This window comes from Acinetobacter colistiniresistens, assembly GCF_024582815.1.
Taxonomy (GTDB): Bacteria; Pseudomonadota; Gammaproteobacteria; order Pseudomonadales; family Moraxellaceae; genus Acinetobacter.
This window is the reverse complement of the sequence record NZ_CP102099.1, coordinates 2,253,638-2,277,134: the sequence shown is the minus strand read 5'-3', so window position 1 is coordinate 2,277,134 and position 23,497 is coordinate 2,253,638. Positions and strand designations below refer to the sequence as shown.

The window sequence follows — 23,497 nt, the reverse complement described above, 5'->3', positions numbered from 1 at the left end:
TTTTTTTCTTTAATAAATAGCTAAAAAAGCTTAGCTGTCTTGCCATATTTTTACAAAATCTTGGCTATCAATCGCGGCACGGGGTGCAATCGCTTTCGCTGCTGTGCCAATATAGATAATCCCTGAAATTAAATCCTGCTGTTTTAAGCCCAATTGCTGCTTTAACCAGTTCGACTCTACGACGGCACCAGAACGCCACATTGTTGCAAAACCTTGCGCCTGTAAAGACAGCAAAAAGTTTTGAATCGCTGCACCTGAACTTAAAATCTGTTCAAAATGTGGAACTTTAGGATGATCCTGAATCGATGTTAAAGCTAATACCAATAATGGTGCACGAAATGGATGCTGTTTAACGCGATCGAGCTGTGCTGGATCAGCTTCACCCAAATCAGCTAAAGCTTTGGCCAAATGCTCGCCAAAAGTAGCTCGTTGCTCAGGTGTGATAATTACAAACCGGGTGGGTTTTAAGCGATGATGATCAGGCGCTGTCAATGCTGCTTGCACCGCTTTTTCGAGTTGTTCTGTATTCGGCGCTGGCTCAATGAGTTGCCCAATAGATTGACGTTGATGAATATTTTGATGAATTGTCTCTATAATTGAGTCCGTCATTGAAATGAATCTAACTAACACAAGGATGGCCCTAGATTAGCATAACCTGAATGATTTCCACTACGCTTATTCGTACTTATAAAATCTGTATATCCTGATTCTTGCTGTTAAATCGACAATGTAATAAATGCTAAGCTCATCATTCATTTGAAAAAATTAACAGAGTCCCTGCACAAACTGTACATAATCTGCAAAAGCACTCAGCGTTTTTATGTTCAAATAATACCATTCAGCAGCAAATTGAGAAAAAACATGAAAAAAACCGTCATCATGAGTTTACTTGGTGGTTTAGCCCTTGGTTTAACGGCATGTGCCTCAACACCGACCAATACCTTAGCGATTCAGAAAGAAAATAATCAATATGAAGTGACCGGTATTGGTAAAACCAGTCTAATCGCGAAAAACAATGCGATTGCAGCAGCGCAAAAAACCTGTACGCGCAATACGGCGCCAGTCGTTGTTGATGAAAAAACTGCATACCAAGGGGTATTAAAAGGTGTAGTCGATGAACAAACAGGCCGAATGGTCGAAGCTGCAGCAGGTGTACTTGGTACTCTTACAGGTAAAAATGCATCTTTAGCAAAAGATGACGATTATCAAACGACGCTCACGTTCTATTGCAAAGCCAATTGATAAATACAAAAAAGCCGATGTTCAAACATCGGCTTTTTTCTGCACTGTCACTTAGTGAGCTTCGCTCGCAGCGACTTCGGAAGCGGCTTCTTGTGCAACAGCATCCGTATTATGTTCATCTAAATTCGGCTTATCAAGTGCATCAATTGCAGCTTGCTGCTCTGGGGTCGTCTGTGTTGATACAGCAGCAGCTGTCTGGTCTTGCTGTTCAGCGTTTTTCGCTTCTTCTTTCTTTGCACATGCACTGAGCATGATTGGAGCAATGATTAAAGCGGCAAGGGTTAATTTGAATTTCATCACGGCTTTCCACAGTTACTTGGTTAAGTTGTGACAATCATATTTCAGATATATGACATTTTCATGACGGCATCGTTGTACAAAAGTAAAAAGAGCCGATGGACATCGGCTCTTTTTGAATGATCTACTGATGAATCAGTTCATTGCAACCTGATTATGCACGCTGAAGCAATACTGCAACAGCAGGTAAAGTTTTGCCTTCTACGAACTCCAAGAATGCACCACCACCTGTTGAGATATAACCAATTTGATCAGCAACTTGGTATTTATCAATCGCAGCAAGCGTATCACCACCACCTGCAATCGAGAAACCAGCAGACTCAGCAATTGCCAGTGAAAGCGCTTTAGTTCCTTCACCAAACTGATCCACTTCAAACACACCGACAGGACCATTCCAAAGAATGGTTTTTGATGTTTTTAAAATGTTTGCAAATGCTTTAGCCGTTTCAGGACCTACATCCAAGATCATGTCTGTGTCTGTAACATCCGCAACATTTTTGACAACCGCTTGTGCGTTTGCCAATGAACCCAAGAAGTCTTCAAAGTTGATTTGGCTTGCATCTGCAACCACAACATCAGTTGGTAATGGAACACTCACTTTTGCAGCGATTTGTTTTGCAGTCTCAACCAAATCAGCTTCATACAGTGATTTACCAACGTTATAGCCTGCTGCTGCAAGGAAGGTATTGGCAATACCACCACCCACAATAATTTGATCGCAAATGCTAGACAATGAGTTTAAGACATCAAGTTTGGTTGATACTTTAGAACCCGCAACAATTGCCACCATTGGTTTTTCTGGAGTTTGCATTGCACGACCAAGCGCATCTAACTCAGCTGCCAATAAAGGACCCGCAGCGGCGATTGGTGCAAAACGTGCAGCACCTTCTGTTGAAGCTTCTGCACGATGCGCCGTACCAAATGCATCCATCACAAATACATCACATAAAGCTGCATATTTTTTTGCAAGCTCTTGGTTATTTTTCTTTTCGCCATGGTTGAAGCGAACGTTTTCAAGTAACACCACTTGACCCGCAGCGACTTCAACACCATCTAAATAATCTGTGAATAATTTTACGTCTTGCCCCAAGGCTTTGCTTAAATAAGCAGCGACTGGAGCAAGCGATTGTTCTGGTTTTGGCTCACCTTCTACAGGACGACCCAAATGAGAAAATACCATCACTGCCGCGCCTTTTTCTAAAGCCGCTTTAATGGTTGGCAATGCAGCACGTAAACGTGCATCACTGGTAATTTCCCCATTTTTTACAGGAACGTTTAAGTCTTCACGAATAAGAACACGTTTACCTGCTAAATCAAGATCAGTCATGCGCTGAAAATTCATGGATGGCTCTCTAATTGATTTTAAAAACGGCGTAATTTTAAATGATTCTCTGAAATAAAGGTGAGTTTTTTTGCAGAAAAGCTGCCGAAAGCTTCAGTTTTGATTATGATAATCAGGATCACTAAAGTTTTATATTATTATGTCTATTCATCCAGATCCTAAAATTAATCGTTTAAACGTCCTTGGTGAACCTTTAGCCAGCTGTTGTTATGATCCGATTACAGGGTATTTTCGTAATGGTTTTTGCCATACGGCGGTCACTGATCTAGGTCAGCACACCATGTGTGCGCAAATGACGTCTGAGTTTTTAAATTTCTCACAAAAAGTCGGCAATGACTTGATCACGCCTTTACCCGAAGTTGGCTTTCCTGGACTTAAACCCGGTGATTTCTGGTGTATCTGTGTTACCCGTTGGGTCGAAGCCTATCAAGCAGGACAAGCACCACCGATTAAGTTGAATGCTTGCCACAATGCCGTTTTGCATTATGTTCCATTGAATATTCTGGTGGAATACGCAGTCTGATGCATCAACGTGAACTGATTCTGGCATCTAGCAGCCAAACCCGTAAAGATCTGATGGATCGGTTAAAGCTTGATTATCGTTGTATTTCACCAGATATTGATGAGTCAGCAGCAGGTGAATTGCATGCCGATGATTTGGCAAAACGACTCGCTTTTGAGAAAGCCCGTGTCGTCGCAGAACAACATCCCGATGCGATTATCATTGGCTCGGATCAAGTGGCTTGGCGTGAACATGCCCCGTATGATTTTATTGGCAAACCCTTAAGCGTTGAAAATGCGATTCAGCAATTACAGGAAAATTCAGGTCGAACCGTATTTTTTAGTACTGCGCTGAGCGTCCAACATCTGCAATCTGGCTTTGAAACCACATTGGTTGAACATTACCAAGTCAAATTTCGTCAACTGACATTGCCGGAAATCGAGCGCTATATTGAACTTGATCAGCCCTTACATTGTGCGGGTAGTTTTAAATGTGAAAGTTTAGGGATTAGTCTATTTGAGAAAATGATGGGTGATGATCAAACCACCTTGATGGGCTTGCCGATGATTCAGCTGTGTAAAATATTACGTCAGTTTGGAATAAGTGCACCTTAAAAAACACCCTGACCTAAACTTAATTTAGATCAGGGTCAATGCTTACTCCTCGACCACAGTGACTCTTTTTGGCAAAGCAAACCAAATAAAAATCGACAGAATCAAGAACAATAACGCAGCCACATTCAATACGGATCGATGCGATTGGCTAAAGGCCTGTTTCGCTGCCTGAATCAAATGTTCAGCAATTGTTGGCTGTAATTGTTTCGCCGCTTGAATCGCCTCTCCAATTGAACTACTCGCCTGCTGCAGCATGTTATTCGGTACATCGCTTGGTATTACAATCGAGTTGGCATAGAACCATGACAACATCAGACCGAAAAATGCGATCCCCAAACCTGCACCTAGCTCGTATGCCATTCCTTCAATCGCACCCGCAGCCGTTGCTTTGCTCGGTGGAACGGAAGACATAATTGCAGAGGTTGAAGAAAGTAAAGCAATCTCCACACTCAAGCCTAATAACACCATCCATGCCCATGCGTGGATTTGTGCTTGCATAAAGTTTGTATTGGCCAAGCCCCACAGACTCATCGCACTCATCAGCATACCCAATGAAGCAACAGAACGTAGACCAAAACGGTTCACCAACAGACTGGCAATTGGACCACCTAAACTAATCGCAATCATGAACGGTAAAATAAATGCCCCAGCGGCCAATGGCGAAAGCTGATACACAAATTGCAGTTCTTGCGAAACCAGCAATTCAAATCCCACCAAAGCCATCATTGAAACAATCGCCATAATCACGCCAGTCGCAATAACGGGATGTCTAAACAATTGAATATCAATCATTGGTGATTTCGAGGTCAACTGCTGACGAATAAAGCCAACCAACAAACTAAAACCGACGGCAAAGATCAGAACCGACCACACGCTAAAACCATGCATCACCGATTTCACTGCATAGATCATACTCAAGATGGCGATCACCAAAACGAGCGCCTGCAATAAATTCAAGTTTTGCTTTGGCTGACCTGTTTGTTTTGGAATCAAAAATGCAGCCAATACCACCACGGTGATCATGATAGGCACATTGATCAGGAAGACTGAACCCCAATGGAAATGCTCAAGCAAAAAACCACCGAGCAGTGGACCAAAAGCTGCACCACCACCACCAACTGTCGCCCAGATTCCTAAAGCAAAGTTCCGTTGTTTTTCATCCAGAAAAGTATTGCGAACTGCCGATAAGGTTGCAGGCAGGATCATTGCCCCACCCACGGCCAATAAAGCCCGTGAAGCAATCAATGCCAGTGCCGTTGGTGAAAATGCGGCTGCCAATGAAGCAAGACCAAATAAAAAGGCACCAATGATCATCAATCGTTTATAACCGATACGATCCCCTAAGGCACCCATCGGTAAAATCAGCCCTGCCATGACCAGTGAATAAATATCAATAATCCATAACAGCTCGTTAGCTGAGGAAGAAAGCGACTCGCTCAAAGTTGGCGTCGCTACATGTAGGATGGTTGCATCAATCGCGACAGGAATATAGATCAATACAACAATTGCAAGAATTAACCACTTGCGTGACATAAATGCCTCTAAATTGGACAACTGTTCAAATTGGCGTTATTATAACCAAAATTGAACACTTGTCCAACTTTTGGATTTAAGTGAGTTTGTTTCTGATTTGTATATGCAATAGGTATTAGAGAAAGAATGGCTTATTTAAACCGCGAACAGCGTCGTGACATGATTTTGCAGGCCGCCATGCAAGTTGCCTTAAACGAAGGATTTTCTGCAATGACGGTTCGCCGTATCGCCACTGAAGCCCAAACTTCGACTGGGCAAGTTCATCATCACTTCGCCTCTAGCTCACAGCTCAAAGCCGAAGCTTTTGTTAAACTGATGCAGCAATTGGACGAAATTGAAAATCAGGTGACGACTGCCAATTATCTACAACGTCTTTCCCTCTTGCTTGGCTGTGAAAATATTGAACAAATTCAGCCCTATTTACGCCTTTGGAATGAAGCAGAGGTTTTAATCGACCAAGATCAGGAAATCAAACTTGCTTATAACATTGCCATGCAAGACTGGCACCGTTCTATTGTTCAAATCATTGAAGATGGCCAAGCACACGGCGAATTTCATTTTGACACCAATCACCATGATATTGCATGGAGACTCATCGCTTTTGTTTGTGGCTTAGAAGGTATTTATAAATTAGGCTTAATCGGTTTAAATGAAACTGATTTTAAACGCCATACCGAAGCCATTATTCAAGCAGAACTATTTAAAAAAGCAGAATGAGTAAACAATGAAACGACCATTATTACAAAGCCGAAGACTCGATTTATTTGTATTTCAAATGGATGATCTGATTGACATCTATCCTTGTGTGACAACAACATTAACCCGTTATATGGCATGGGAACCCGCTCGAAATTTCGCAACGCAAGAAAAAATTGGTCAAGACTGGCTAGTCAAAGAAACAAAGAATACCGACCGACATTTTGTTTTACGCAGCAAACAAGATCAACGTTTTATTGGTCTCATTGGGGTTCATCGAATGCAGACCTCAATACCCGAACTGGGATTATGGATTCGGGAAGATTGTCATCATCAAGGTTTTGCTAAAGAAGCCTTGTTTGAAGTATTTCAATGGGCTTCATTACATCTCTCTGCCGAATATTTCTTATATCCAGTTGCAACCGAAAATCAGCCAAGTCGAAAACTGGCTGAATTTTTAGGTGGAACAGTTGCTGCACATAAAACCGAAAAGAAATATGATGCCGTGATTTATCATATTCCGCCCTATCAAGCAAAGTCCAATTAGAACCAGCCCTTTCGCCCTATTAGAATTTCATCTGCACATCGTAGGGTTTCTTGGCTCAAGCCCCATAGACGATAATCCCCTGTTGCCGAGGTGACATTAAAATTATGCGTATAAGCAAAACTCAGTTCACGATCAACATCACACCACGCACCTGAACCATTAAAGCCCACATGCCCAAAGCCATGTGGCGCACGTTTGCCCATCGTTAAAATACGGTGGTATCCCAAACGCCAATGCATTGGAATCGGCATCACGCGATCACGTGCTTTACTTTGCACCGTACTAAGTTGCTTAAATACCTCTGGACGAATCAGTTGCTGCCCTTGCCATTGTCCTTGATTGGCCAGCATGGCATAGACTTTTGCCAAACTATCCGCAGTAAATACGCCATTGGCCGCAGGAATGACAGCTTGCAATCCTTCATCACTATAGAAGCTAAAATTGCGCATCCCTTTAGGGATCATGGCATCCTGAAAATCTTGTGGGTTTTGCCCTGAAAGCTCTAATAATCTTTCTGATAAAGATGCTTTACGTGGAGCATTGTTTTTCTTGCTTTGTGGCGCACTTGTTGATGGTGCTTTTGGCCTTTCCAATAAACGTGCTACTCGGCCCAATTCTGAAGTTGGTGTACCAAAATACGCGCCATCCAACTCAAGCGGTTGTACCAGATAACGCTGCATGAGCCAACTTAAGGGCTGTTTGGCTGCTTTCTCAATCACACCACCTAAAATCCAACCATAAGTTAAAGGCTGATAAGCAAAACTTTGCCCTGCTGCAAAACGTGGTGTCGCCGCAGCCATAACCTCCAGCATATGCGACCAATCCAACATCTCTGTTGCAGTTTCAATGGTATTGCGAATATCAAACAGACCACTTTGATGTGACAGGACATGACGTAGCGTAATATTGGCTTTGTCATTCTGAGCAAACTCAGGCCAGTAATAGGCAATCGGCTGCTCATAATCCAACACACCTTCACTGACCAATATATGTGCAAGTGTTGCCAGAATGCCTTTACCGGTTGAGTAGCACATCGCTAAAGTATCGGATTGCCAATCTTCTTGTTGAGATTTTTTACCCGTGAAAATATCAACCACTTTTTGACCTTGGAAATACACCACCAATGCCGCACCACCTTGCTGGCTACGCGCATCTTGCAAGCGACTAAATTGGCTTGCTAAATCAATAAAGCGTTCATCAACACTGCCATGATAATGCTGCGTATCGGCAAATAGAATTTCTTTAATCACGGCTCAATTCCTTATGATATTTATGTTTTTATAATCTCCCTGTTGCGAACAACAGGGATCATTTGCACGACATGATGGTATTAAAGGGCTTTTACTGTACCTGCAACATGCGGCTTTTTAGATTTCACATTACGGATCAAGAAGTCTGTTTGTTTTGGCTCAGCCGCAGTTAAAAACTCTACCGTTGAAGGTAAATACATTGGCAATTTGAACCAGACATCTGCTTCATACGCTGCTGGAAGCTCAATACTCGCCAAAGCTTTAGCCTTGCTCCACATCCCGTGTGCAATCGCCTGTTTAAAGCCAAATGCCTTTGCAGTTACGGCATGGATATGAATCAAGTTAAAATCCCCTGAAATCACGGCATAACGACGGCCGGTATTTTCAGAAATATTCCATTCTGCCTGTGATTGATAAGCTGGCTCTTGAGACTCTTTGGCTTTTTCAGTCGCTTTATTCTCAGTTTTTTGGCGGGATAAATAAGTGGTTAAACTTTCCATCACCACTTCACTACCCACTTTGGCAGTGGTAATGAAATCAAACTGTAAGCCTTTGTCGTGTGGTTTTAACTCACCAAATTTACAAGACAGCGTAATTTGCTCATTTACAGTAATTTTGCGAGTTTGCTTGATCTGGTTACGAATATGCACCAAACCCAAGATCGGGAATGGAAATGCTTCGCTGGTCATCATGTGCATTTGCAGGCTTTGCGACAAAACAGCTAAATAAATCGCAGGCACGAAACCATCATTTTTAAAACCACAAATCTCGTTATAGCTTTCTAAATGTTTGCTATCAATCTTAAGTGTATCCACCACATATTCAACTTGTGGTAATACTTTTTCACCCTTTGGCTTTTTGAAAATCAGACCTTGAATGACTTTTGGATAAGCTAAATAAGGTTTTGGCAGTTGACTAAAATGACGTGTATTCATAATAAACCTTTTATATTTTAGGAATCCTCCCCAACCCTCCTTTCATAAAGGAGGGAGCTTCCACAAATTATACAGGTTTTAATTTTTAGGAATTCCCCTCTTTTTAAAGAGGGGTTAGGGGAGATTTTATAGCTTGAAGTTCTTAAGCACCTAACAAGCTTTGACCGCAGACACGAACAACGTTACCCGTCACGCCTGTTGAACCTGTTGATGCATACCAAGCAATCGCTTCAGCGACATCTACAGGTAAACCACCTTGGTTCATTGAGTTCATACGACGACCCGCTTCACGAATCGCGAATGGAATCGCAGCAGTCATTTGCGTTTCAATGAAACCTGGCGCAACTGCATTGATGGTAATTCCATTCTTTAATGTCGGTGCAGTAAATTTCACCAAACCAATCACACCCGCCTTAGACACAGCATAGTTGGTTTGACCAAGGTTACCCGCGATACCACTGATTGATGATACACAAACGATACGGCCATTTGCATTTAAACCATCATGAGAAAGTAAGTAATCGTTAACACGCTCAATGGCAGACAAGTTAATGTTAATTACAAGATCCCAAAGCTCTGGTTTCATGTTTGCCAAAGTCTTGTCACGAGTAATCCCCGCATTATGCACGATTACATCTAAACCGCCTTGTTTTGCAGCAGCAGTTTTGATTTTTTCACCTGCATCAGCAGCAGTAATGTCGATTGCCAATACTGAACCACCAATTGAACCCGCAACACGCTCAAGATCTGCTTGTTGTTGTGGTACATCTAAGCAAATCACATGTGCACCATCACGTGCCAAAACATGTGCAATCGCTTCACCAATACCACGGCTCGCGCCAGTCACTAATGCAGTTTTACCTGCAAGTGGTTTTGCCCAGTCCAAATCAACCACATCTGCTTTAGAAACACGAATCACTTGACCAGAAACATAAGCTGAACGTGGTGAAATCAAGAAACGTAAAGTTGATTCAAGGTTTGCTTCCGCACCTTGATCGACATAGACCACTTGTGCAGTAATCCCCTTTTTGAACTCTTTACCAACAGACTTGATAAAACCTTCTAGCGCACGTTGTGCAATCGCCTGTTTGACTGTTTTTGCAGTTTCTGGTGTGGTACCAATCACGATCACACGTCCTGAACTTGAAATCTGACGAGCAATAGGATTGAAGAAATCGTATAACGCTTTTAACTGCTCTGAATCTTGAATACCAGAAGCATCAAATACAACCGCTTTAAATTTAGACTCTTTATCATCTGAATTCAGTGGACGAAGGTTTAAGCCTACTTTCGCAGCTGTTTGTTGTAATTCAACATTATTACCGACATAGCTATCGGCATGAATATTACTCAAAACCTGAGCAATCGCAGCAGAAATCGTGCTTGATGGTGCTGCGCCAAGCAATACTGCACCATTTACAACTGGTTGAGCACTTTCAAAACGATCTAGCGCAACTGGCGATGGTAAACCTAGATTTTTTACGACAAACTTACCTAATGGTGATTGTGTAAATGCTTGGTACTGATCAGTCATGGTTATTATCTCTCATACAAATGAATTTGTTACAAACACATGAATCATGTTGGGATATGGCATGAAATCAATGTCTGATTGACTCATCGCAAATCATACTTGAGTTCATGTCTGGATGTCTTGACCTGAATGTGGTCTCAAGCGTCATTCTAGTCAATACAGCAGTATTGGAAATATGGTATGTTTGTAGCAAGAATATCGCAATTATGCTTGGAAAAGCCTTATGAGCAAAACAACTCAAGAAAATCCAGCAGTCGAGACTTCAGCTCAAGAGACTGTGTCAAATACATCAAAAGCAGCTTCAACTTCACGTAAAACTGCAAGCACAACTCCAAAAGCCGCAACGACGACACCAAAAACAACGCGTGCTCGCTCTACCGCGCGTAGTGCAGCTACGACAAAAAGCACTGCTTCTTCGACAACAACGAAAGCAGTTGCAGCTAAAACAACCAAACCTTCTGTTCAACAGGATAAAACCATGAGCCAAAACACTGTGCGCCGAGTTGCCATTATCGGCGGCAACCGTATTCCTTTCGCTCGCTCTAACGGCGCTTATTTCACAGCTTCCAACATCGATATGTTTACAGCTGCGTTAAACGGTTTGGTTGAGCGCTTCAACCTACAAGGCCAACGCCTAGGCGAAGTGGTTGCTGGTGCTGTATTAAAGCACAGCCGTGATTTCAACATGACACGAGAGTGTGTATTAAATACTCAACTTGCGCCAGAAACCCCTGCATATGACATTCAACAAGCATGTGGTACGGGTTTACAGGCAGCATTCCTTGTCGCAAACAAAATTGCTTTAGGTCAAATCGAAGTGGGTATCGCAGGTGGTGTTGATACCACTTCTGATGCGCCAATTGCTTTCGGTGATGGCTTACGTAAAGCCCTACTTGAACTTAACATTGCGAAAACAGGTAAAGACCGTTTAAAAGCTTTAGCGAAAATCAATGTGAAAGATCTTATGGATGCACCTAAAAATGGTGAACCACGTACAGGTTTATCGATGGGTGACCATCAAGCAATTACTGCGCTTGAGTGGGGTATTCCACGTGAAGAGCAAGATATTCTAGCTGCTTCTTCTCACCAAAAAATGGCAAAAGCATATGAAGAAGGTTTCTTCGATGACTTAATCACACCATTCTTGGGTTTAAGCCGTGACAACAACTTACGTGCAGACTCTACAGCTGAAAAATTAGCAAAATTAAAACCAGTCTTTGGTAAAGGCGAAGCTGCAACCATGACTGCGGGTAACTCAACACCATTAACTGATGGTGCGTCTTGTGTACTTTTAGCGTCTGAAGAATGGGCGAAAGCCAATGGTCATGAAGTACTTGCTTATCTGACTTTCTCGGAAACTGCAGCAGTTGATTTCGTTGGCAAGAAAGAAGGCTTATTGATGGCACCTGCTTATGCAGTTCCACGTATGCTTGAGCGTGCTGGTCTTAAACTTCAAGATTTCGACTACTATGAAATCCACGAAGCATTTGCATCACAAGTGCTTTCTACATTGAAAGCTTGGGAAGACGAGAAATTCTGTAAGGAGCGTTTAGGCTTAAATGCACCTTTAGGTTCAATTGATCGTAGCAAGTTAAACATCAAAGGTTCTTCTTTAGCTGCGGGTCACCCATTTGCTGCTACAGGTGGTCGTATCATCGCGACTGCTGCGAAAATCTTAAACCAAAAAGGTTCAGGTCGTATCCTTGTTTCGATCTGTGCTGCTGGTGGTCAAGGTGTGACCGCGATTATTGAAAAATAATTGTTCACCTACCCATAAAAAGGCTGAATCATTTGATTCAGCTTTTTTATTTAGAGCACATCTTTGACTTACACAGTAGCTGCATTCATCTCGCCCGTTTAAACTTCACATAATAATCGTTTAACACGTTAATCGCTTGCTTCAATTCCTTTAGATTTTTCTCAGTGTTGCCCAATCGCTCAACAAAACGTTGCGAATGCAATTCCAAATCAATCTTTTCATTAATTTGCGGTGTAATCCGAAATAACTTCTCCAGATCATCAAATCGGTCTAATTTTCGATTAGAAAAATATTCCAGACGAACGCTCAACCCATTCAACACTACACCATTCAGAATGGCGCCTTGCTCAGCATCAAACACCAAAGCATGTTCTTTTAAAAATAATTGCTCAGGTGTTTCTTTGGAACTTTTAAAGAGATTGGTGAATTGACTCAACATGGTGGATGATCACATAACTATTTTCGGGTCTATTAAACCGCTAAATCTTCGATGGAAGCAATCACTTCATCTCACATAAAAAAGTATCTTCCAAAAGATGCCTTCTCTGCCTTCATTTTATTGCCCGTACTGCTGCTTGAGGTATTCCACAATTTTAGCCGACTCAAACATTTTCACGCCTGTGTTCGGATCAACCAAATATGGGACCTGAATATCGCGCCCCATTACTTCAACAATTTTTTCACGTTTACCATTGGGCAGTGGAATATATTTTCCAGGCTTCAAACGCAAAATTGCTGGTCCCATATCCTGCCAACGCTCTTTAGCAACATTATGCAGAAGATAAGGCAGTTCGAACTCAGTCAGGACTTCACGAACCAGCCGTGTATAAGGGCTTGCCTCAAAACTCCACAGCTCCAGTAACTGTGCTGGCGCTGGTCGGTCAACAATCTGCGGATTAATCCATACTCCACGCGCAGCATTGGCAGCAGAAGCTAAAGCAGATACATACGGGAGCTTTGGATAATAACTAAACTTCTTTGGTGTTTGTCCTGTTTTGCCATAATGTTTAAACAGATGATGAATAATTTGCTGTGACTCATATAACTGATCACCCGTATTTTCATCTATCAGAAATGGAAACTGTTTTTTACCACCAGTTGCTTTGACAATCTGACGATATTTCTGACCCCCTTTTGGGCAGGGATAAATCTCTACATCCAGATTCAATAAAGTCATTACTTCACGAACACGGCGGCAAAATGGAGAACCTTCAAACTCGTAGAACTTAAGTGCTTTTGCAGGCTGATTTGGAAATGGTGTACCAGAAACACCTCTTCCACCTTCAATTAAAGTTGCACATACAGATTGTAAAACCTTGAATTGATGGCTCACCATTTTCAACATAATATTATCCTTTTAGCAGTCGACTAATTTTTCTTCTGCAATCACAATGCCATTATTATCTGCATAGATATAATCGCCAGAGTTGATTGTCACACCACCAAAATACAATGTGATGTCCACTTCACCTATGCCTTTACGATTACTTTTTTGTGGAATGGCAGCCAATGCATGTACGCCTAAATCGAGTTCTGCAATCGCATCAACATCACGGACACAACCATAAATCACGACACCATTCCAGTGATGCTTAACCGCTGACTCAGCAATCAAATCCCCCATGAGCGCACAACGCATCGAAGCACCACCATCAACCACCAACACTTTACCCGTACCATCGGTTGCCAATAATTCTTTTACACGTGAATTGTCTTCAAAACACTTAACGGTCACGGCTTGTCCACCAAATGTCTTACGGGCACCATAACTTTTAAAGAATTTACCATCTAGAGATGGTGTTACGACTTGTAACTTTTTTTCAGGATTATCATCTAACAAATCACATGTTACGAAAGGGATTGCGGTCACTGAAATGCTCCTTTATCTAGTTTGTTGTATGCTTAAATTATCATAGTATTTGAATGCTGCAGTTTGAGTTTGTGCTGCAATCAACATAGTATGCGCCAATTGCTCAGCAGTAACAGGTTTAAATTTAAACGGTCTGGTCCATGCTTTTTCGACCAGCTTAAATGCGGTCTGCGCCAAGTCCTCAAGCAAGCGAATATCACTACGCTTACCAATTAACAGTGAGGGTTGGAAAATTGATAGCTTATAAATTGACAGGTTTTTTAGGTAGTTTTCCAATTCGCCTTTGACTTTATTATAGAAAACTGGCGAATTAGCATTCGCTCCCAATGCACTCACCACCAATAAATGAATATTTTTATCCTGAACTAAATCTGCAAAATGGGCATTGATTTCATAGTCAATCGCATAAAAAGCATCTTTAGATCCTGCTTGTTTGATCGTACTTCCCAAACAACTGAATGCATGGGTATAGGGACTTACATCCTCATCATTCAATAGCAGAAAGTCTTCTAATATCAGCTGTGTTACTTTGCTGTAAGATTTTAATATTTCTGAACTTTTTCTAACCACCACTGTAATTGAACTAAAATCACCTGCTTGCTGCAACGCATCTACAAGGGCTTGACCAACCAAGCCTGTTGCGCCAATAACAATTGCCTTTTTATCACCTATTTTCATTTTTATTTGTTCCAATCAATGACTAAGGCTAATGTAACGTTTTCTTGCACGTTTTTCACCTGTTAAATCTACTTAAAAGTATCACAAGACTTGACTTCGCGGCTTAGTTTCCTCAAAATATGGCACTTGTTTACGGGCTGGTGAATGTTGCTAATGTTTTATTGGTTTTAACTTCAGCCCGCCCAGACCAACTTATTTTCAAGGAGTGCACGAGTGGCAAACTCTGCTCAAGCTAAAAAACGTGCTCGTCAAAACGTTAAAGCACGTAAACACAACGCAAGCTTACGTTCTATGGTTCGTACTTATATCAAACGTACTGTAAATGCGATCGCTGCTGGTGATTATGCTACTGCTACAGAAGCTTATAAAACTGCTGTTCCAGTTATCGACCGTATGGCTGATAAAGGCATTATCCACAAAAATAAAGCTGCTCGTCATAAGAGCCGCTTGAACGCTCAAGTTAAAGCATTAGCTAACTAATTTGATGCATATAAAAAAGCCCGAATATTCGGGCTTTTTTATTGTGTTTAATTTTTGATGTAAGGCTGCATCCCTGTTCCCGCTTCTGTCACGATCCTGACTAACTTCTGACAAAAGTTATGACTTTCTTCAAGTAAACCTAAATCACTGGCACGTGCATGATTCTGTGTCAGCACAGTTTTATGATACTGATAACGCTCTTGCAAATATAGTTCATCTTGGCTCAACGCCAGCATCATTAATTCAAAACGAAAATCCAGATCAATTTTAATTCCTTCAGGCATATCCCCATACGCCCAGGCCTGCAACACCTCTAATCGGCTTTGTCCCAAATTAGAAAAGATAAAATTGATATAATCATCCAGATTTTTAAAGAAATTCTGAATATCAGCCTGTGTATCCCATCGACCTGTTAAGGCAAAACACGGTTCTGCGTGATACTTCTGCCCTGTATTCTTATGTACATCCATAGAGCGCAGCCTAAAAATCAAACGCTCTGATAACTGTTCTTGCAACTGCTGAGGAATAAAGCGGTCGGTCAAGTCCATCGCAAAAGATAGCATTGGACTAACTGTTAATTTTCTTAGCACCATTTTTAACTGATAAAAAACACCCAGTTGTTTTTGCGTCAATAAAAAACAGCGATAGCCTGTATCCAAAGCCAATTCAGGACGACCAATATTCCCCCAATTTGAAATAAAGTCATGAGCAACATTAAACACATTAAGACTTAACTGCTGGGTATAGAATTGTTGTTCAAACCACTGACTGATCAATTGCTCAGCCTCAGGCATATTCTGTGGGGCTGGTAACTCACCTGCAACCTTAACAGGCTCAGGTTCAACCAAAGCTTCGATCTGCTGAGTATGCAAAGGCTCCAATAAATAAGGTTGCAGCATATGGGAAACCGCATTTTCAGGAGATTGCAACTCTCCTGTAGCCCATACATTATAATTCGGCTCATAGAAGCCAATCCCTGTTTCATGAACCGCCTCATAGAAAACCCGATATACCGCATCATTTTGCGCTTCACTTGCCCAAGTTTCCAACTGGATACTGGCACATATGCCCTGAGCAAATTTATTCTTAATTTCTTGCACCCACTGTAGGGTCTGTTCAGAAAAATAGGATTGATATTGTGGATCACCAATCTTGTTGCTAAATAACTCTAACCACGCCTGCAAAGTTCTGCCATGACTAGAGATATTACGATATTGCTGATGCAACTCAAAAGCAACTTGATATGAATCATCTTCTGCGGGAACTTTACCTGTAAAAATTTCAGGCTCCCATAAATAAATTGTGTTTGATAACATCTTTTTATCCAATTATGTGTCAAGTTTCTCTTTTTATAGCCTTATCATGACGAAAAATGATAAATTTTAAAAGTGCACTTTTATTATTTTTAAACTTTATAACAAATATATTCTGGATAAAAAAATATGAAGCTCCGAAGAGCTTCATACCATTCATTTATGACACACAAATAAAAATATTAAGGGGCAACAGCCAAAATCTTGCTCGCAACGGGTAAATTCTTGGCAGACAAACCTGCAAGGATCAAACTGTTATTTGCTACAGGAATTGTCCATTTTTGATTCGCACCACTGGTACAACGATAGCGAATTAAGCGTGCACGATTATTGGTTAAATAACCACCCTCCAAATCAAAGCACTGATTTGACTGCTTAATCGCTTGTGCAGTCGTATCAATTTCCCAAACCTGACTACTCACGCCACTACAAGGCATAAGATTAATCACATTGCCTGCGGTGGTCGTTAAACATTGATCGATATATTGCTTGTTATGAATTTTACCCAAGGCATCGTAGACCCACTTTTCCGAATCATTACCAACACAACCCGTAGAACCACTGATAAATGCATTGAGTTGTCCATTGGCCAAAGTTTCAGCTTTTAGGCAGTTGGTACGGTTCATTAAATTGGTACTCGAAGCAAGGTTCAAATCACCTTTAAGCGCTAGCTTTTCCACAAAGGCCTGAAATGCCGTTACTGCATCAGCATTTAAATGATCTAAATCTGAACGATACACATTGATCCAGCGATTTAAACGATACAGCTTAATTTGCTGCTGGGTATAACGTACCATTTCATTCTGAGCATCTGAAGAAAGCTGATCTTTAAAACCTCGGTATGAATCAAACAACAGTTTAGATTCAGGCGAAAGATTTACAACAGCCTTATCTTTATTAGGCTCAATCTCAACCACGTTGTAAGCCCACCTTAGCAGTATCGAAGGACAGAAATTAGTAAAAGGCCGATAATTAGATTATTTTGCACTCAGCTATAGATAAATCCCAATATAGCATTTGGATTCAAATTAACAGCGATTCAGTGCCTTTTACTCTTATAAAGTTGCCCGTCGTTTATTAATGCTATTGATGCAAAAACTGTTTAACATCTAATTTATTAAGTTCACCACGCCAGATCCATTTCAACTGGCTTTCAACAAAATCCTCGCCCTCAAACCAGACAAACAATCCTTCCATCATTGCGGGCCAATCTGTTTGTTCAATTTGATTTTTACCTGAAATCACAGCAAGGATTGCTGCAATAATCGTGTCATGACTAACCGCTAAACTCAGACCATTCTTTTGTGTGGGATGCGTATGGTAAAGCAATTCAAGTACATCAAACACACCTGTAATCGGATGCTTCATTCCTGGTAATGCATTATTCACAAAACTATTAATAAACCCCAAAGCTCCCTGCTTGCGAAAGTACGGGGCTGCTTGCTGTATATCCAACACAAAACTACCAGGCTCAACCAATAAACGCTGTTCCACAATTTCAATACGATGGGTATTCACGGCTTTACGGGTCTGATCAGCCCCTTCAATCATCAAGGCTGCAGTATCCACACAACGCTGAATTGGGCTTGAAATACAATGCTGGATTGCACGATCACTATGCTGGCTTAAATATTCGCCCCAAGCATAGGCCAACTCTCGCCCCTGTTCAGTCAACTGTAGATCATAACCCGCCAAGCCCTGTCCATTCACCAACTCACGCAGGGAATGACGAGTAAATAACGTCACAGGTGTTGAAGCATCGGGTAATAAATCGATTGCTTCAAACATGCTTTTAGGCAATAAATGCAGGGCCATATTCACACACAAGTTCGGATTTACTCCACTATAGCATGAGCAGGATGACTCTCAATCTAAAATGCCAGAAAGCGCCAAGGCCTGGTAAGCAATTTTTTTGCAATGTTGATCTCGATAAGCGATAAAGCCGCCATTCAAAACTGTTTCACGTTGGTTATACATAAAAGGTTTTTCGTCCAACGTCATCAAACCACCCCCAATACTTTCTAGTAAAGCCTGTCCTGAGCTGGTATCCCATTCAGAGGTCGGATGGAAACGAGGATAAATGTCAATTTCACCTTCCAGCATCATACAAAACTTGTAAGCACTGCCGGCTTCACGACGCTCCACTTCACGATTTTGCAAAATCGGCTCAATAAAATTTTTATATTTAGGATTTTTGCTGTTGTGACTCAAACCAATTTGCAGTGGTGCTGCCAAGTCATGTTCTTCTAACTGATATTGCGCCCATTCTTGTCGGCTAAAGCTATATTTATAAGGTCGTTGCGAGGTGTAACCGATATACATCACCTGTTCGCACGGCACTGCAATAATCGCAAAAGTGGTTTGATGCTCTTCAATCAAACTAAGATTAATGGTGAATTCATCACGCTCATGGATAAACTCTTTAGTTCCATCCAGTGGATCCAGCATCCAGCAACGCGACCATGCCGCACGTGCAGAATAATCACTTTCTTCTGACAACACGGGTAATTGTGGTGTCACTGTTGCTAAATGCTTCAATAAAAAGTGATTTACTTTTAAATCGGCTTGCGTAACTGGAGAATCATCACTTTTTTCCTGAATATTAAATTCGCAACCCGCACAATAACTTTGGTATTCTTCCAGCAATATTTGACTAGCCTGCGCCATAATTGGAACAAGTTGTGTAATTAACTGATCTTGTGGGGCAAGCGTTTTTATAAACATAGACCAACCTTATGTCATATTCAGATTTACAGCAGCCGATTGCCATGTTTGACATGGACGGCACATTACTCGATTTAGCCTTTGATGATTTGATTTGGAATCATTGTTTGCCTGAACGACACGCTCAAGTGCATCAATGCACACTTGCACAAAGCCAACAGACCTTATTTCAATTTTACCAACAACATAAGCATACACTATCTTGGTACTCTTCGGCGTACTGGACGTCTAAAGTAGGTGTTGATGTGTTGCAACTACAATACCAGCATCGTGAAAAAATCCGTGCAAGAACTGGTTGCCATCAACTGTTACAACAGTTAAATGCGCAAGGCTATCGCTGTTGGCTACTCACCAATGCCGATCGTGCCAGCCTAAAACTCAAACTTGAAAATGTCGAACTGAGCCCTTACTTTGAACTTATGATCAGTAGCGAAGAACTTGGGCACGCCAAAGAAGAAATCGCATTTTGGCAAAAGTTACAACAACTTCATCCATTTGACCCAGCACAAGCGGTCTTTGTTGACGATACAGTTGCTGTACTCAAAAGTGCTGAAGATTTTGGGATCACTCAACTCTTTAGCATTTTACAGCCATCTAGCGGAAAATCCGCCAGAATGGCAACAGAGCTACCCTATCCCGCACTTGATCAATTAACCGAACTCGTTGATTATCTTGAAACCAATTTACAGGTAACAGATGCCAAAACAGCATGAACCAGACAGCATGGATGCCATGCGCATTGATAAATGGCTTTGGGCAGCACGTTTTTTTAAAACACGCTCGATTGCCAAGGCCGCCATTGAAGGTGGTAAAGTTCACCACAACAATGATCGGGTGAAAGTTTCCAGAGATGTCCGTATTGGAATGGAACTGACCATTCAACAAGGTTTCGAGAAAAAAACTGTAGTGGTCAAGGCACTTTCCGCCGTCCGGGGTGGCGCTCCGGCAGCCCAGTTACTTTATGAAGAAACAACAGAAAGTATTGCGCGCAGAGAGTTGCATGCATCTCAGCGAAAATTGCATAATCTAGCCCGACCAGATCACCGACCAAGTAAAAAAGATCGTCGTGATATCAATCGTTTTAAACAGGAAAATGTCCAATCATGGTCTTATCATGATGAGTAGATTTTGATGGATATTTTTCAATTTTGGATGCGTCATTTTGTGTCGTATAGACACAGATCAGATGTAGAATAAACAACGAGAATCTGCCACTATACTCAAGTCCCAACAAGTTGAGATTCAATACATCCACTTGGGTTAGTCGTTAAGAAATAAAGTTTTGAGGTTTTGAGATGGATGATAATAAAAGTAAGGCGTTACAAGCTGCGTTAAGCCAGATTGAAAAACAATTTGGTAAAAATACAGTGATGCGCTTAGGTGATAACACAGTACAAGCCGTTGAAGCGGTTTCTACAGGTTCTTTAACACTTGATATTGCATTAGGGATTGGCGGATTACCAAAAGGCCGTATCATTGAAATCTACGGTCCTGAATCATCAGGTAAAACGACCATGACATTACAGGCGATTGCTCAATGTCAAAAGAATGGCGGTACTTGTGCCTTTATCGATGCGGAACATGCATTAGATCCAGAATATGCACGCAAGCTTGGTGTCGATATTGATAATCTTTTGGTTTCACAACCAGACCACGGTGAGCAGGCACTTGAAATTGCAGATATGCTGGTGCGCTCTGGTGCAATCGATTTAATCGTTGTCGACTCTGTTGCAGCATTGACCCCGAAAGCCGAAATCGAAGGCGAAATGGGTGACTCACATATGGGCTTACAAGCGCGCTTAATGAGTCAGGCTTTACGTAAAATTACAGGTAATGCAAAGCGCTCGAATTGTATGGTGATCTTCATTAACCAGATCCGTATGAAGATTGGTGTGATGTTTGGTAGCCCAGAAACCACAACGGGTGGTAACGCACTTAAATTCTATGCCTCTGTACGTTTAGACATTCGTCGTATCGGTCAAGTCAAAGAAGGTGACGAGATTACCGGTAACGAAACACGCGTTAAAGTTGTAAAAAATAAAATGGCACCTCCTTTCAAAGAAGCCGTTTTCCAAATTATGTACGGCAAAGGGACTAATCAGCTCGGTGAACTGGTTGATCTTGCAGTTCAACAAGATATCGTACAAAAAGCGGGTGCTTGGTATTCTTATCAAGGCAATAAAATTGGCCAAGGTAAGAACAATGTGATTCGTCATTTTGAAGAAAATCCAGCAATGGCTCAAGAAATTGAAAAGCTGATTCGCGAACAACTACTCACCAAAAACAAACCAACTGAAAATACAGAAATTGAAGAAGAAGAACCAGATTTCTTAGAGAGCTAAACTGAAACGCCCTTCGGGGCGTTTTTCTTTAATGAAGGAAATAAATTTTGTTTAACTTTAACAATGAAAAAACTGAAAAGCCTAAAACACTCACTGGCTCGAGATTACGCTCCTATGCCTTTGCCCTACTCACGCGCCGCGATTATTCCCAAGCTGAATTAATTGCCAAACTGAATCAATATGCGATCAACCCAGAGGAAGTCACAAAACTGGTCGAAGAGTTAGCGCAACACAATTATCAAAGCGATCAACGCGTGGCCGAACTCACCCTAGCGAGCCAACTCAGAAAAGGCAAAGGTTTGCAACGTATTAAACAAGCACTGAAAGCGAAGCAGTTAGATACCGACCTAATTACTGAAGAACTTGAAGAGGTCGATTGGCTTGATCAAGCCTATCAGCTTAAAGTTAAAAAATTTGGAGAGGAAGTGGCAACTGATCCAAAAATCAAGGCAAGACAAATTCGGTTCTTACAATACCGTGGCTTTGATATGGGAGTTATTATGAAAGCGGTTGCTCGAACGAGCGGAGAAGAATAAATGGTGGCAGCCCTACCAGCATGACTTCGGCACATCATAGTTCTACTACCGTTGCTACCTTCCGGTCCTGGCGGGGTTCGTAGAGTACAATTGCGAAGCTACCAGCAGGGCTACCATTGCCTGACAAAGTATAGAGATTTTTACCTGAGTTGCAAGACTTCTCGCTGTTTTTCCGCAAGTTTTGCATTCAACTGCCTAATTCCTCGTCAACTGCTATATATTTGTTATCTATTCACTTTCAATACGAACAAACATTAAACAACAACCTCGCAATTCCCTGCAAAAGTGCTTGAAGATTGTAAATGCTTATTGCATTTAAATGAGTTGCTGTTTTAATGGCTTAATCAAAAATCTATATCTAGTGTGTTGCAAGTAAAAAGTGAAGACTTTTCGACCACAGCTTTATTTTTCAACTTATGGATGAATTTTTATGCTAAAAAAGCATTCCGTACTTTTTATTGCCCTGCTCAGTAGTGCGCATTTATATGCCAATGTTCCAATTGAATCCCGCTCTTTGAGTCAACAACAAGCCAATAATGTTGTTGCTGGTACTCCTAGCCTAAACTGGGAAATCATGCAAAAGAACCAGAAGCTTGAAGAAGAAATTCGCAAGCTCCGTGGTCAGCTTGAAGAACATGACAATGCCATTGAGCAATTAAAAAAAGAACTGAGCAATCGCTACACTGATCTAGATCAACGCTTAGAACTGCTTTCGCAAAAAATTGATCCACCAGAAGATCATCCAGAAGCCCAAGATGGAACTGCTCCTGCAGCAACCGCCAATGCTGAGACAGCAACACCCGTGATTGCACCAACAGCTCCAGCGCAACAGCAACAGGCCGCTCCATCGAAAGCAGAACCTGCTGCAGATCAACCACCTGCCAATACAGCGACAACAAACAATACCACCAATCAAATCGAGCTCGAAAAAGCAGCCTATACCGTTGCACTCGACGCTTATAAACAAGGCGGTGCAAAAAAAGCCATCCAGCCAATGCAGAACTTCATCAAAAACCATCCCAATGGAATTTATGTTGGTAATGCCTACTTTTGGCTAGCTGAGTTTTATTTAGCGGTTGAGCCTGTAGATTATAAAGCTGCAAAGCAAAACTATAATATTGTTGCGACTCGCTATCCAAACTCAGCAAAAGCATCTCGTGCGGTCTATCAACTCTATAGTATTGCCAAAGAAGTGGATAAGAATACCGCCTTAGCCAATCAATACAGAAGTAAACTCTTAAGCCAATATCCGCAATCAGAAGAAGCGAAATTCATTCAGAAAAAGTAGTTTTCTTTTTGCAAT

At 41.5% G+C, this 23,497-nt stretch carries 26 protein-coding genes, 1 other RNA gene and 1 pseudogene; 12 read left to right on the top strand and 16 right to left on the bottom strand.

Going from position 1 to position 23,497, the window contains the following annotated elements; translation table 11 throughout:
- Positions 1–30: 30 nt before the first annotated feature.
- Positions 31–609: a nitroreductase family protein gene (locus tag NQU59_RS10845; protein ID WP_010589949.1), complete on the bottom strand. Its 579-nt coding sequence runs from the start codon at positions 607–609 to the stop codon at positions 31–33.
- A gap of 252 nt (positions 610–861) precedes the next feature.
- Here NQU59_RS10845 and NQU59_RS10840 point away from each other — a divergent pair, with 252 nt between their 5' ends.
- On the top strand, positions 862–1,242 hold the full coding sequence (locus tag NQU59_RS10840) for a hypothetical protein (RefSeq protein ID WP_005240894.1): 381 nt from the start codon (positions 862–864) through the stop codon (positions 1,240–1,242).
- 51 nt (positions 1,243–1,293) lie between these two features.
- On the opposite strand, the gene NQU59_RS10835 is transcribed toward NQU59_RS10840, so the two are convergent.
- Positions 1,294–1,539, bottom strand: a complete 246-nt coding sequence (locus NQU59_RS10835; protein ID WP_005240893.1) for a hypothetical protein — start codon at positions 1,537–1,539, stop codon at positions 1,294–1,296.
- 154 nt (positions 1,540–1,693) lie between these two features.
- Positions 1,694–2,881 carry a phosphoglycerate kinase gene (locus tag NQU59_RS10830; protein WP_257063405.1) on the bottom strand — a complete coding sequence of 396 codons (1,188 nt, stop codon included), beginning with the start codon at positions 2,879–2,881 and terminating at the stop codon, positions 1,694–1,696.
- A 139-nt stretch (positions 2,882–3,020) separates the two neighbouring features.
- On the opposite strand from NQU59_RS10830, the gene NQU59_RS10825 reads away from it, so the two are divergent.
- Positions 3,021–3,404 carry a DUF2237 family protein gene (locus tag NQU59_RS10825; RefSeq protein ID WP_004653014.1) on the top strand — a complete coding sequence of 128 codons (384 nt, stop codon included), beginning with the start codon at positions 3,021–3,023 and terminating at the stop codon, positions 3,402–3,404.
- On the top strand, positions 3,404–3,997 hold the full coding sequence (locus NQU59_RS10820; RefSeq protein ID WP_005240891.1) for a Maf family protein: 594 nt from the start codon (positions 3,404–3,406) through the stop codon (positions 3,995–3,997). The genes NQU59_RS10825 and NQU59_RS10820 overlap by 1 nt, the downstream gene beginning before the upstream one ends.
- A gap of 42 nt (positions 3,998–4,039) precedes the next feature.
- On the opposite strand, the gene NQU59_RS10815 is transcribed toward NQU59_RS10820, so the two are convergent.
- Positions 4,040–5,530, bottom strand: a complete 1,491-nt coding sequence (locus NQU59_RS10815) for an MFS transporter (protein WP_043970132.1) — start codon at positions 5,528–5,530, stop codon at positions 4,040–4,042.
- 126 nt (positions 5,531–5,656) lie between these two features.
- Between NQU59_RS10815 and NQU59_RS10810 the strand changes: the two genes are divergently transcribed.
- Positions 5,657–6,247 (top strand): TetR family transcriptional regulator, encoded by a 591-nt coding sequence (locus tag NQU59_RS10810; protein WP_005240889.1) that lies wholly within the window; start codon positions 5,657–5,659, stop codon positions 6,245–6,247.
- Between the two features lie 7 nt (positions 6,248–6,254).
- A complete protein-coding gene (locus NQU59_RS10805; RefSeq protein WP_257063402.1) occupies positions 6,255–6,773 on the top strand; it encodes a GNAT family N-acetyltransferase in 519 nt (172 codons plus the stop codon).
- Here the strand turns inward: NQU59_RS10805 and NQU59_RS10800 are convergent.
- The 3 genes from NQU59_RS10800 to NQU59_RS10790 all read right to left on the bottom strand — a co-directional run bounded on the left by NQU59_RS10800 (position 6,770) and on the right by NQU59_RS10790 (position 10,492).
- Complete coding sequence (locus NQU59_RS10800; protein WP_257063401.1) at positions 6,770–8,023, bottom strand: serine hydrolase domain-containing protein; 1,254 nt, start codon at positions 8,021–8,023, stop codon at positions 6,770–6,772. The two genes, NQU59_RS10805 and NQU59_RS10800, sit on opposite strands and share 4 nt — an antisense overlap.
- Positions 8,024–8,103: 80 nt before the next feature.
- Positions 8,104–8,958 carry a MaoC family dehydratase gene (locus NQU59_RS10795; protein ID WP_257063400.1) on the bottom strand — a complete coding sequence of 285 codons (855 nt, stop codon included), beginning with the start codon at positions 8,956–8,958 and terminating at the stop codon, positions 8,104–8,106.
- A gap of 142 nt (positions 8,959–9,100) precedes the next feature.
- Positions 9,101–10,492 carry a 3-oxoacyl-ACP reductase gene (locus NQU59_RS10790; RefSeq protein ID WP_005271270.1) on the bottom strand — a complete coding sequence of 464 codons (1,392 nt, stop codon included), beginning with the start codon at positions 10,490–10,492 and terminating at the stop codon, positions 9,101–9,103.
- Between the two features lie 223 nt (positions 10,493–10,715).
- On the opposite strand from NQU59_RS10790, the gene NQU59_RS10785 reads away from it, so the two are divergent.
- Entirely contained in the window at positions 10,716–12,251 is a 1,536-nt protein-coding gene (locus NQU59_RS10785; RefSeq protein ID WP_257063398.1) for an acetyl-CoA C-acetyltransferase, read from the top strand.
- An 85-nt stretch (positions 12,252–12,336) separates the two neighbouring features.
- Here the strand turns inward: NQU59_RS10785 and NQU59_RS10780 are convergent, their stop codons facing one another.
- From NQU59_RS10780 to NQU59_RS10765, 4 genes are all read right to left on the bottom strand, one after another.
- The gene (locus NQU59_RS10780) at positions 12,337–12,690 is read right to left on the bottom strand and encodes a hypothetical protein (RefSeq protein ID WP_043970143.1); all 354 of its coding nucleotides are present in this window, start codon (positions 12,688–12,690) and stop codon (positions 12,337–12,339) included.
- 117 nt (positions 12,691–12,807) lie between these two features.
- Positions 12,808–13,596: a glutathione S-transferase N-terminal domain-containing protein gene (locus NQU59_RS10775; RefSeq protein WP_257063396.1), complete on the bottom strand. Its 789-nt coding sequence runs from the start codon at positions 13,594–13,596 to the stop codon at positions 12,808–12,810.
- Positions 13,597–13,608: 12 nt separating this feature from the next.
- Positions 13,609–14,121 carry a ribonuclease E activity regulator RraA gene (gene rraA / locus NQU59_RS10770; protein ID WP_005240879.1) on the bottom strand — a complete coding sequence of 171 codons (513 nt, stop codon included), beginning with the start codon at positions 14,119–14,121 and terminating at the stop codon, positions 13,609–13,611.
- Positions 14,122–14,133: 12 nt separating this feature from the next.
- On the bottom strand, positions 14,134–14,799 hold the full coding sequence (locus tag NQU59_RS10765; protein WP_043970145.1) for an NAD-dependent epimerase/dehydratase family protein: 666 nt from the start codon (positions 14,797–14,799) through the stop codon (positions 14,134–14,136).
- A 213-nt stretch (positions 14,800–15,012) separates the two neighbouring features.
- On the opposite strand from NQU59_RS10765, the gene rpsT reads away from it, so the two are divergent.
- Entirely contained in the window at positions 15,013–15,279 is a 267-nt protein-coding gene (gene rpsT, locus NQU59_RS10760; RefSeq protein WP_004652997.1) for a 30S ribosomal protein S20, read from the top strand.
- Between the two features lie 47 nt (positions 15,280–15,326).
- Here rpsT and NQU59_RS10755 read toward each other — a convergent pair whose 3' ends face one another.
- The 4 genes and pseudogenes from NQU59_RS10755 to NQU59_RS10740 form a co-directional block, all read right to left on the bottom strand.
- Positions 15,327–16,595 carry a hypothetical protein gene (locus NQU59_RS10755; RefSeq protein ID WP_043970147.1) on the bottom strand — a complete coding sequence of 423 codons (1,269 nt, stop codon included), beginning with the start codon at positions 16,593–16,595 and terminating at the stop codon, positions 15,327–15,329.
- Positions 16,596–16,774: 179 nt separating this feature from the next.
- A pseudogene (locus NQU59_RS10750) lies at positions 16,775–17,491 on the bottom strand (ricin-type beta-trefoil lectin domain protein); the annotation flags it as partial.
- A gap of 184 nt (positions 17,492–17,675) precedes the next feature.
- Positions 17,676–18,407, bottom strand: a complete 732-nt coding sequence (locus NQU59_RS10745) for a histidine phosphatase family protein (protein WP_005240865.1) — start codon at positions 18,405–18,407, stop codon at positions 17,676–17,678.
- Positions 18,408–18,458: 51 nt separating this feature from the next.
- Positions 18,459–19,316 (bottom strand): 3'(2'),5'-bisphosphate nucleotidase CysQ family protein, encoded by an 858-nt coding sequence (locus NQU59_RS10740; protein ID WP_257063394.1) that lies wholly within the window; start codon positions 19,314–19,316, stop codon positions 18,459–18,461.
- An 11-nt stretch (positions 19,317–19,327) separates the two neighbouring features.
- Here NQU59_RS10740 and NQU59_RS10735 point away from each other — a divergent pair, with 11 nt between their 5' ends.
- The 4 genes from NQU59_RS10735 to NQU59_RS10720 all read left to right on the top strand — a co-directional run bounded on the left by NQU59_RS10735 (position 19,328) and on the right by NQU59_RS10720 (position 22,194).
- Positions 19,328–20,029, top strand: a complete 702-nt coding sequence (locus NQU59_RS10735; protein ID WP_257063393.1) for an HAD-IA family hydrolase — start codon at positions 19,328–19,330, stop codon at positions 20,027–20,029.
- Positions 20,013–20,441 carry an RNA-binding S4 domain-containing protein gene (locus tag NQU59_RS10730; protein WP_004652990.1) on the top strand — a complete coding sequence of 143 codons (429 nt, stop codon included), beginning with the start codon at positions 20,013–20,015 and terminating at the stop codon, positions 20,439–20,441. Before NQU59_RS10735 ends, NQU59_RS10730 begins: the two co-directional genes overlap by 17 nt.
- A 170-nt stretch (positions 20,442–20,611) precedes the next feature.
- A complete protein-coding gene (gene recA / locus NQU59_RS10725; protein ID WP_005240862.1) occupies positions 20,612–21,658 on the top strand; it encodes a recombinase RecA in 1,047 nt (348 codons plus the stop codon).
- Positions 21,659–21,705: 47 nt separating this feature from the next.
- A complete protein-coding gene (locus NQU59_RS10720; RefSeq protein ID WP_257063391.1) occupies positions 21,706–22,194 on the top strand; it encodes a regulatory protein RecX in 489 nt (162 codons plus the stop codon).
- A 10-nt stretch (positions 22,195–22,204) separates the two neighbouring features.
- Here NQU59_RS10720 and ffs read toward each other — a convergent pair.
- Positions 22,205–22,301: signal recognition particle sRNA small type (ffs, locus tag NQU59_RS10715), an RNA gene on the bottom strand.
- Positions 22,302–22,624: 323 nt separating this feature from the next.
- Here ffs and NQU59_RS10710 point away from each other — a divergent pair.
- Positions 22,625–23,482: a YbgF trimerization domain-containing protein gene (locus NQU59_RS10710; protein ID WP_257063389.1), complete on the top strand. Its 858-nt coding sequence runs from the start codon at positions 22,625–22,627 to the stop codon at positions 23,480–23,482.
- Positions 23,483–23,497 lie beyond the last annotated feature (15 nt).